General features: G+C 47.2%; 5 protein-coding genes. 3 read left to right on the forward strand and 2 right to left on the reverse strand.

Annotation, left to right across the window (positions count from 1 at the left end; translation table 11 throughout):
- The first annotated feature begins 251 nt into the window (after positions 1–251).
- The 3 genes from B5F25_RS15495 (at position 252) to B5F25_RS15505 (ending at position 8175) form a co-directional block, all read left to right on the forward strand.
- Positions 252–3719 carry a glycoside hydrolase family 78 protein gene (locus B5F25_RS15495; RefSeq protein ID WP_087250568.1) on the forward strand — a complete coding sequence of 1156 codons (3468 nt, stop codon included), beginning with the start codon at positions 252–254 and terminating at the stop codon, positions 3717–3719.
- Positions 3720–4099: 380 nt separating this feature from the next.
- Positions 4100–7297, forward strand: coding sequence for a carboxypeptidase regulatory-like domain-containing protein (locus tag B5F25_RS15500; protein WP_087250569.1), 3198 nt, complete (start codon positions 4100–4102; stop codon positions 7295–7297).
- Between the two features lie 119 nt (positions 7298–7416).
- Positions 7417–8175 carry a glycerophosphodiester phosphodiesterase family protein gene (locus tag B5F25_RS15505; protein ID WP_087210787.1) on the forward strand — a complete coding sequence of 253 codons (759 nt, stop codon included), beginning with the start codon at positions 7417–7419 and terminating at the stop codon, positions 8173–8175.
- A gap of 129 nt (positions 8176–8304) precedes the next feature.
- Here the strand turns inward: B5F25_RS15505 and cdaA are convergent, their stop codons facing one another.
- Together cdaA and folP are read right to left on the reverse strand one after the other, a co-directional pair.
- Entirely contained in the window at positions 8305–9084 is a 780-nt protein-coding gene (gene cdaA / locus B5F25_RS15510; protein ID WP_022040031.1) for a diadenylate cyclase CdaA, read from the reverse strand.
- Between the two features lie 12 nt (positions 9085–9096).
- Entirely contained in the window at positions 9097–9963 is an 867-nt protein-coding gene (folP, locus tag B5F25_RS15515) for a dihydropteroate synthase (RefSeq protein ID WP_087250573.1), read from the reverse strand.
- Positions 9964–10211 lie beyond the last annotated feature (248 nt).

Here is a 10211-nt window from a genome sequence, read left to right on the forward strand (position 1 = left end):
CTGATTGGGGATGAGTTTTTAAGGCATTTCCGCTTCTGTGATAAGGAAGACAGCCCTCTATCTTCCTTATCACAGAAGCGGAAATGGCCCCAAAACCGCCCAAAGCACACACGATAACGAATACATCAAGACAAGAAAAACTTTTTGGAGAAATTCAAAACGGTTTCTTATTACTGATATGTTAATCTTATCGATAAAATTTATATTTTCGCAATCGAACTTTTCTACAACCATGCAATACATCAATTGATATGAACAAGAACACGTTTTTATTATTAGTTATCTGCTGGATACAAGGATTCTGTTTGTCTGCCGCTAAATTGCAGAACCTAAAAGTAGAATATGCCACATGTCCAATCGGAATAGATGTACCTGCTCCACGGTTCAGCTGGCAAATAGCGGCTGATGATAATGAATATGGCATCCGACAGACCGCTTATCATTTAAAGGTATATGATGAATCGGGACTATGTGTATGGGATTCCGGGAAAACACCGGACAGACGGTCGCTAAACATCGTGTACAATGGAAGTGTGCTCCAACCGGAGACCCGTTACACATGGAAGCTGGAGGCCTGGACGCAAGAAGAATATCTTTCGGCATCGTCTTGGTTCGAAACCGGCATCATGGCACAAAACGATGCAGACGAACGATGGCAAGATGCCCGATGGATTGGCGGAGGAGACGGGGACATGGTGCTCTATTCGCATTACCTGCCTGTATTCCGTCTGAACTATGTGTTCCGGTTAGACAGGCAGACAACTCAAACGGCTTTCCTTTATGGAGCCAACGACGAAAGACTGATGGACAAGAACAAGAACCTGTACGGACTGACAAACAAGAGGGACCAATCTTATATCAAGATAGAACTGGATGCCCGTACAGTGCAAAGCGGAGGGCAAGCCATCGTCAAGGTGTACAGGGCTGGCTTTTGTCCTACAGATAAACCACAAGTTCCGTTGGACACGTTCCATATCCCTGCTTCGCTATTCAATAAGCACAACCTGTACAAAGAACACAGGCTTTTCTTAAGTTCCAACCTAGGATTTACACAATTCGCTTTCGACAATGAAACACATCGCATCGGGGAAACCAACCTGAACCCGCTGGGACAAGGAGGAGACTTTATTGCCTTTCCTGTATTGGGCGATGTGGGATTCTGCCTGCAACAAGGAAAACTCCTTGCAGACTCACGGATAGAAATCAGGAATTTCAGAAATCCAAGCAATCTGCTGGTCACTTTGTATCCTCCCTCTTCCGAAACACTGAACGGCATCAACCTCAGTGCATACCTGACCAATCCCAGCCGGAACGCTTCCCCCATGCTGCGTACCGTATTTCATACACAAGACAAAAAGATAGCCAAAGCACGCTTGTATGTCACCGCACGCGGCATCTACGACTTCTACATCAACGGGAAACGTGTTGGCAATGATTATTTCAATCCGGGAGCAACTCAATACAACAAGACTCATCTGTATCAGACTTTCGACATAACCTCTTATCTGCAGGAAGGTGCAAACGCCGCAGGTGCCATTCTGTCGGAAGGATGGTGGAGTGGAGGGTGTACCTTTACTGGTGAAAACTGGAACTATTTCGGCGACCGCCAATCCCTGCTTGCCAAACTGACCATCACCTATGCAGACGGAGAAACGGAACATATTGTAACCCGTCCCGACACATGGAAGATTTTCAGCTATGGACCTGTGATATACGGCAGCTTCTTCCAAGGAGAAGTGTACGACGCCCGGAGAGAAAGTGATATAGAAGGATGGAGCACAGCTTCGTATGACGATACCAAATGGCATGCTGCCCAAGAAGTCCCTTTAGATGGAACCATCTGTACAACAAGCGAAGAAAACATTCCACGGGTAGACGATTATTCCCATTATCATCTAACCGGGCAATTCGGACCTACCGTAAAGGCCGTTAAGGAACTGACCGCACAATCAGTGGAAGAAGTCCGCCCAGGAGTCTTTGTCTACGACATGGGACAAAACATGGCAGGCGTCCCCCGCATCACCCTGACAGAATGCAAGCCCGGACAACGAGTGTGCCTGCGGTTTGCCGAGGTGAAATATCCATCTCTTCCTGCTTATAAAGAACACGAAGGCATGATTATGCTGGAAAATATACGTGCAGCTATGGCGCAAGATATATACATTGCCCGTGGAGGTTATGAAACCATTGCACCACGCTTTACTTTCCATGGCTATCGCTTTATCGAGATAACCGGTATCGACCGCCCTTTACCGTTGGAAGCTGTCAAAAGCACCATACTCAGTTCGGTCGCCCACCTGGCTTCCCACTATAAGACTTCCAATCCGAAAGTAAACAAGTTGTGGGAGAACATTACGTGGTCTACTTATGCCAACTTCCTTTCAATACCTACCGATTGCCCCCAACGTAATGAACGGTTAGGATGGGCAGGCGACATTTCGGTATTTTCGCGTGCCGCTACTTATCTGACAGATGCTTCCCAATTCCTGCACCGTTATCTTTGTGCCATGCGTGACGTTCAACGGCAGGACGGGCGTTTTGCCGACATTGCCCCACTAGGAGGCGGATTCGGCGGAATGCTATGGGGAAGTGCCGGCATCACCATCCCTTGGGAATGTTACCTGCAATACCAAGACAAAGCTTTGCTGGAAGAACATTATCCTGCCATGAAGCATTATATGCAATACCTCCTCGACCAATGCATCAATAAAGAAACCGGCATATTGGATCAGGGAGAAAGCTGGTGGGGCAATTTAGGTGATTGGTTGGGACCGGAAAATAATCGGAATGACAATACCCTGCTTTGGGAAGCTTATTTCATCTATGACCTGAACATTATGCAGCAAGTGGCAGGCATATTGGGACATAAAGAAGACAACGCTTTTTATGCCAAATTACACTCGGATCGCATAAAATTCTTCAATAAAACCTATATTGAGCCGGAAACAGGATGTACCCGTTTTGCCTGCAAAGAAAGCCCAATAGATACCCAGACTTCGTATGTATTGCCTCTGGCTTTCGGAATCATCCCAGACAGCATGCGCTCTAAAGTTGCCGCCTGCCTGCAAAACACCATAGCACGCAAAAATAAAACAGACGAAGGCATAACGTGCCCGCCTTATTCATTGATGACCGGATTCATCGGGACAGCATGGATTTGTAAAGCACTCTCCGATTGTGGGTATAGCGATACAGCTTACCGCCTGCTTCAACAAACCTCCTATCCGTCGTGGCTATATTCGGTAGAGCAAGGTGCTACCACCATTTGGGAACGGCTCAACTCGTATACGCACACTGATGGGTTCGGCAAAAACAACCGGATGAACTCGTTCAACCATTATTCTTTCGGAGCGGTATGTTCGTGGATGTACAACTATTCGTTAGGCATACAGCCTGATGCCGGCAATCCAGGATTCCAACATTTCTTCCTACAACCTACGCCTGACCCTACAGGAAGAATGACCTACGCCCACGGATATTACGATTCGACTTACGGACGGATTGAAAGTGGCTGGGAAATTACATCCCAATCTGTCAGATATACTTTTTCCATCCCAGCCAATACAAGTGCCACAGTCCGCGTGCCTGCCACCAATTTCAAGGAAGTCAAGATGAATAATGCCCTTCTTCAAGAACATACGGATTTCAAAAAAGAGAACCGGTATATAACTTTAGAATTAGAATCGGGCATATATACGATGGAAATATCCGGCAAATAAACAATCCCATAGAATTCCATATTTTATAATAAGGAGTTAGAGAGGGAGTTATTTCAGGGAGTCAGAAGCCAATACCTTTTCCTGCCAGTTTTCGTAAGCAGGAGTATTGGCTTTTATACTTTAAAGACAGCATTCAAGCATGCTTTTTGATGAACATAAGTGAATTGGCAATCTCACATAAGTAACTCAGTCATCCCACATAAGTAAGTCGGTCTTATCACTTATGTTCGTTTGAGAGTGTCTTTTGGCAAATTTCTTTTCGCACCATGTAATATCCACGTAACACAAATCACACGGTTTCTTTACACATCGGTCATGGAGATGTAATACGCCTGCTTTACTTTTGTTGCATCAATTTAACAAACACTTAACTAAAGATTATGACAACAAAAATCAAGCAAGCGTTATTGCTTCTCTGTATCCTGTTCATCATGCCGGGATACTTGTTTGCCCAAGATGACCGTGCCGTTATTACGGGCATTGTGACCGACGAAACCAATCTGGGAGTCATCGGTGCCACTGTGCAAGTAAGAAACGAGTCAACAGGCTTCAGCACAGGCTCTATCACGAACGAGAATGGTGAATATACCATCAAGCAGCTTCCGTTGGGAGGTCCGTACACAATTAAGGTGTCCTACATCGGATATGGTGACCAGACGAAAAGCGGATATACGCTGAACCAAGGCGACCAGGTGCGTATCGATTTCCAGATGAAAGAAGAATCCATTACCATGGAAGCCGTGGAGGTGGTTGCCAACTCATTGAAAAATACCATTGCCACTACCGGTTCGGCAACTTCAGTCACCGAACAAGACTTGGAAAAACTTCCGGTAAACGGACGTAACTTTACTTCGCTGGTCGACCTATCCCCGCTCAGCACCGGCTCCAGCCTTTCGGGCCAGTTGGCTTCTTCTACCAACTATACCATCGATGGTATGACGGCAAAGAATCCGACTTCGGGAGGTAGTACGACGAGCCGTAACGGAGTGCCTTACGCCATCTCCATGGAGGCTATCCGTGAGTTTAAGGTAGTGACCAACCAATACGATGTGACTAACGGACGTGCCGGAGGAGGTACGGTAAGCACTGTAACCAAGTCGGGTACGAATACCTTGACCGGTAGTGCGTTCGTATACGGACGTGCCAACTGGCTCTCCAGCCCGTATGACATCCGTGGCAACAAGCGGAGCAACGACTTCTCCACCTACCAGTTCGGTGCCTCGCTGGGAGGAGCTATTGTGAAAGACCGTGCCCACTTCTTCATTACGTGGGACCATCAGGCAGACTCTCGCCCACTCTATATCGCCGATATCCAAAACGCTACCGACGAACAACGCTATAACCTCAGCTTGGAGACGCGCGACCGCTTCCTGCAAATCGCACGCGACAAATACGGCGTGTCAAACAATCCGCAATTCGGAGCTTTCGATAAGAAGCAAAGTACCGATGCCGTATTTGCCCGTATAGACTGGCAGATTAACGCCACCAACCTCTTGACCTTCACCGACAACTTCGTGAACGACATGAACAACCTGGGACTGAGCGACAACACCACCATAAACCTGTATGAAACTTACGGCGATGTACACTCGCTGAACAACAGTGCCATGGCAACGCTGCGTTCGGTAGTAGGTCCGCGCGGAACGAACGAATTGAAGGTGCAACACCTTTATACATTGGAGAAATCCATGCCGGGCGATGAACTTCCTTCCGCCAACATCCCGCGTGCCATTGTACAAAACGTATCATCGGTAGTAAATGGTGACAACGTACAGACCAACATCCAGTTAGGTGGCCAACGTTATTGCCCCGAAAACTTCTACAACCATGTGTTGCAAGTTGTGGATAACTTCTATTACAACACAAAACGAATCAATTATACCTTCGGTGTAGACCTGATGTACACCCACATGAATTCGCGCTACGGAAGCGAGACCAACGGACGCTTCTACTTTAACGGACTGGACGCTTTTGAAAGCCTTACCCCTTCCCGTTATGTACGCGAACTCTACCTTACGGCAGACGACCGCGTGAAACAGAACATCATGAACGCCGGTGCATACGCGCAATTGCAGACCAAGCTGTTCCCCGGTTTCGAGCTGATAGCCGGACTCCGCTTGGACAACGCTACCTATTTCAATAAAGGAACATTCAACCAGACCGTGTACGATGACTTAGGCTTACGCACCGACAACGGACTTTCGACCTTCCAGGTACAGCCCCGTGTGCAAATCACCTGGGACATCAATGACAAGCACCGCGACATCATCCGTTTGGGCGGCGGTATCTTTGCCTCGGACATCAACAACTATGCGATGATTAACAACATGGTGTTCGACGGAACCCGCACGGCATCTATCGATGTAACGCTTGACCCGAGAAACGCCAACTATAATGAATTGCTTAACCTGCTACGTCCCGACTTCCCTGCCTATCGCCAAGATCCATCGAAGGCTCCGGGAACAGAACTGTTCAACAATCCGAACATAGAAAAGCTCTCCACCATTAACCTAAACGGAGCAGATTGCAAGGTACCGGTCATCTACAAGGCGAACCTTTCGTACACCCATTTCTTCAACGACCGCCTGAAAGTAACCGTAGGCGGATATATGACCTTGGGACGGAACAACTACATGTACGTAGACCGCAACATGGTAGACCAGCCTTACTTCCGCCTTGCAGCCGAAGGCAACCGAGGCATTTATGTGCCAGCAGAGACCATTAAAGACAATGGTGAAGTGGACTGGAGAGAAAGCCGTAAGACCAAAAATGTGGGTCGTGTGTTGGAAATGGTGAGCGAAGGCAAAGTCAACCAGTTCGCCTTCGTGGTAGAAGGAACGTGGAGATACTTCAAGGATGGACAGCTCTCGGTAAGCTATACCTGGAACGATACAAAAGACAATACCTCGTACAACGGAAACGTGGCAAACTCGGCAACCCTCTCGCAAATGGTGGTAGACGACCCACGCGACTTGAGCAAAATGACTTACTCCAACAACCAGTTCCGCCACAAAGTAGTGGTTTACGGAACAGCTCCCACTTTCTGGGGCATCAGCATCGGCGCACGCTTCTCGGGCATCGGCGGAACACGTTATTCGCTTGCCGTAAGCGGAAACCTGAACGGAGACTTTGTAGATTCGAATGATTTGGCTTACATTTACGACCCGAACGACCCTGCCACCCCACAATACTTGCGCGACGGCATCAATGACATCTTGAACAATCCGGAAGTAGAACAAAGCACCAAGGACTATATCCGTAAGAGCTTTGGCAAGGTGGCTGAACGCAACGGTGGTGTAAACGGTTTCTACGGCACACTTGATTTGCGTCTTACCAAGAAGTTCAATCTCTACAAAAAACACAGTCTGGAATTGTCGGTCGACATCTTCAATGTGGCAAACCTGCTGAACAAAGACTGGGGTGCCGGACACACCTTGGGCAAGCAGAACATCTACTCTATCAAGAGCTTCGACCAAGATACCAAACAGTTTGTATATAACGTGAACCCGAACACCGGCGTGTCGAGCCTGAACGGTACACCGTACCAGTTCCAGATAGGCTTGAGATACGCATTCTGATTTAAGAGTTGACTAGGTATCAGGTACCAGGTGACTAGGCTTAAATAGTCGTGACAATGGTACCTAGTACCTAGTCACCTAACACCTAGTCACCTAACAATAAAAACCATAAAACAAACATGAAAACAAGAAAACTTTTCCTCGCTTGCGCCTGCGCACTTTTCGCATTGGCGGCACAAGCACAGACCCAAGTCATCGCACACCGCGGATTCTGGAAGGCAGAAGGCTCTGCACAAAACTCTATCACAGCACTGAAGAAAGCCGCTGAAGCCCAAGTATACGGTTCAGAATTCGACGTGCAACTGACCAAAGACGGCATCGTTGTTGTGAATCATGATGACACCATCGGAGGCTATACGATTGCCGAAACCGACTATGCCACACTGAAAGACCTGAAACTGAAGAACGGCGAAACTCTTCCCACGCTGGAAGACTACCTGAAAGCCGGCAAGCAATTGCCCGACATCCAACTCATCCTCGAAATAAAACCTCATAAGACAGAAGCACAAGAAAATCGGATTTCTGCCGATTGCGTCAAAATGGTGAAAGAAATGGGTATGGAAAAACAAGTGGAATACATTTCATTCAGCATGCATGTATGCGAACAGCTGGTCAAACTGACTCCGGGTTCGGAAATCGCCTACCTGAAAAGCGACATCGCCCCCAAAGACATCAAGGCGAAAGGCATGACCGGCATTGACTATTATTATAAGGTATTCGACAAGCACCCCGAATGGGTGAAGGAAGCGCACGACCTGGGCATGAAGGTCAACGCATGGACGGTGGACGAAACGGCCGATATGCAGAAACTTATCGACTTGAAAGTGGACTACCTCACCACCGACCAACCGCTGGAAGCGAAAGAACTCGTTAAATAAGATAATCCATTATCTTCTCCACAGCATCGTGTCAGACATGCATAAGTTGTGTATCTTCGCAACATGCATCTGACACTTTTTTTATGAATTCCGCATTCCGCCAATGCAGGAACGAGATTAGGTCGCCCGTCATTGCATTGTTGCCTCCGTAAGCATCCGTTCCAGTTCCTCTGCGCTGAGGCGCAAATGAAACTCCCCTTGATAAGCGATGGAAATTCCTCCCGTCTCTTCCGACACAATGATAGCCATGGCATCGGTTTCCTGCGAGATACCCAAAGCAGCACGGTGTCTTAACCCAAGTTCTTTCGGTATGTTCAGATTATGCGATACGGGCAGGATACAACCGGCAGCCTCAATACGTTTGTGGCTGATAATCATAGCTCCGTCGTGTAAAGGACTATTCTTGAAGAAAATATTTTCTATCAGCCGTTGATTGATACTGGCATCGATGATATCACCTGTTCGGGCGATATCGTCTAACGGAAAGTCACGTTCCATCACAATAAGGGCACCTACCTTTCCTTTGCTCATATTAAGACACGCCATGACAATGGGCATGATGTCTTCCTTTCCTCCATCGCTTTTCTGCTTGCCTTTGAAAAAACGGAGCAGACTATTCGTACTGTGACGAGAACCTAATGAAAGCAGGAAGTGACGAATTTCATCTTGAAACAGAACAATGATGGCAATCACTCCCACACTGACCAGTTTATCAAAGATAGAACCAAGCAGACGCATCTGTAACACTTGCGACACGATGACCCAAATCACGATAAACACCAGAATACCGGTAAACACATTGATAGAGCCTGACGACTTCATCAATTTGTAAGTCTTGTAAAGCAAAAAAGCTACAAGCAGGATGTCAATGACATCTTTAATGGTTAGGATGGTAAAACTGAAAGGCATGGCAATAACTGGTTAAGATGGAGTGATGAAAGTGGGGTGTTGCATGGCAGAAACAATTTTCACAACTTCAACGGCAGCTTTTACATCGTGAACACGGAGAATACAAGCTCCCTTCATCAAAGCAAGGGCATGAATGGCGGTAGTACCGTTTAACGCATCTTCCGGTCCTCCGCCCAACAGTTTATATATCATCGACTTGCGCGATACACCTACCAACAAAGGAAGTTCGAAAATGCTGAATTCTTCCAGCTGGTCCAGCAAAGCATAGTTATGCTCCAGCGTCTTTCCGAAACCGAAACCCGGGTCGAGGATAATATCTTTTGCTCCTAAGTCGCGCAAACGTTGCACTTTCTCAGAGAAATAACACATTACCTCTTTCACCACATTGCCGTAATGCGGGCAAGCCTGCATGGTCTGCGGAGTACCCTGCATATGCATAAGAATATAAGGGACTCCCAAGCGGGCAATCACCGGAAACATATTCGCATCCATCTCGCCTGCAGAAATATCATTGATAATAGCCGCACCATATTCTTCCACACACATCTTTGCCACATCGGCACGGAAAGTATCTACCGAAACAACCGCTTCGGGACATTCACGCCGGATAACGGCAAGCCCATAACGCAAACGGCGCATTTCTTCTTCGGCAGGAACGTCTCCGGCATTCGGACGTGAAGAATATGCACCGATATCAATCATGCTCCCTCCTTCTTCTACGATTTGACGCACACGCTCTGCTATCTCTGTTTCACTCTGCTTGCGGCTTCCGGCAAAGAAAGAATCGGGTGTTACGTTCAGAATACCCATTACTTGCGGATGCGACAAGTCCATCAGTTGTCCGTTTACATTTATTTGGGTCTTGATGTTTCTGTTCATTTCGGCTTGGTATAAAGACAGTGCAAATGTACACAATAATCCGGATTTGATAGCGATGGCTTCAGATTTTTTCTATGCTTTTTTAGAAAGGTCTTAATTATATAATGTACGCGCGTACATTATATAATATAAATCGGGTAGGAGGTAAATGCTAATCATAGAAAGGCATTTGCCTCCTACTTTCACATTTACCGACCTCCCACACCACCGTACAAGCGGTTCCGCATACGGCGGTTTCGCGCTTTCTC

It is taken from the genome of Bacteroides sp. An19, from assembly GCF_002160215.1.
Taxonomy (GTDB): domain Bacteria; phylum Bacteroidota; class Bacteroidia; order Bacteroidales; family Bacteroidaceae; genus Phocaeicola; species Phocaeicola intestinalis.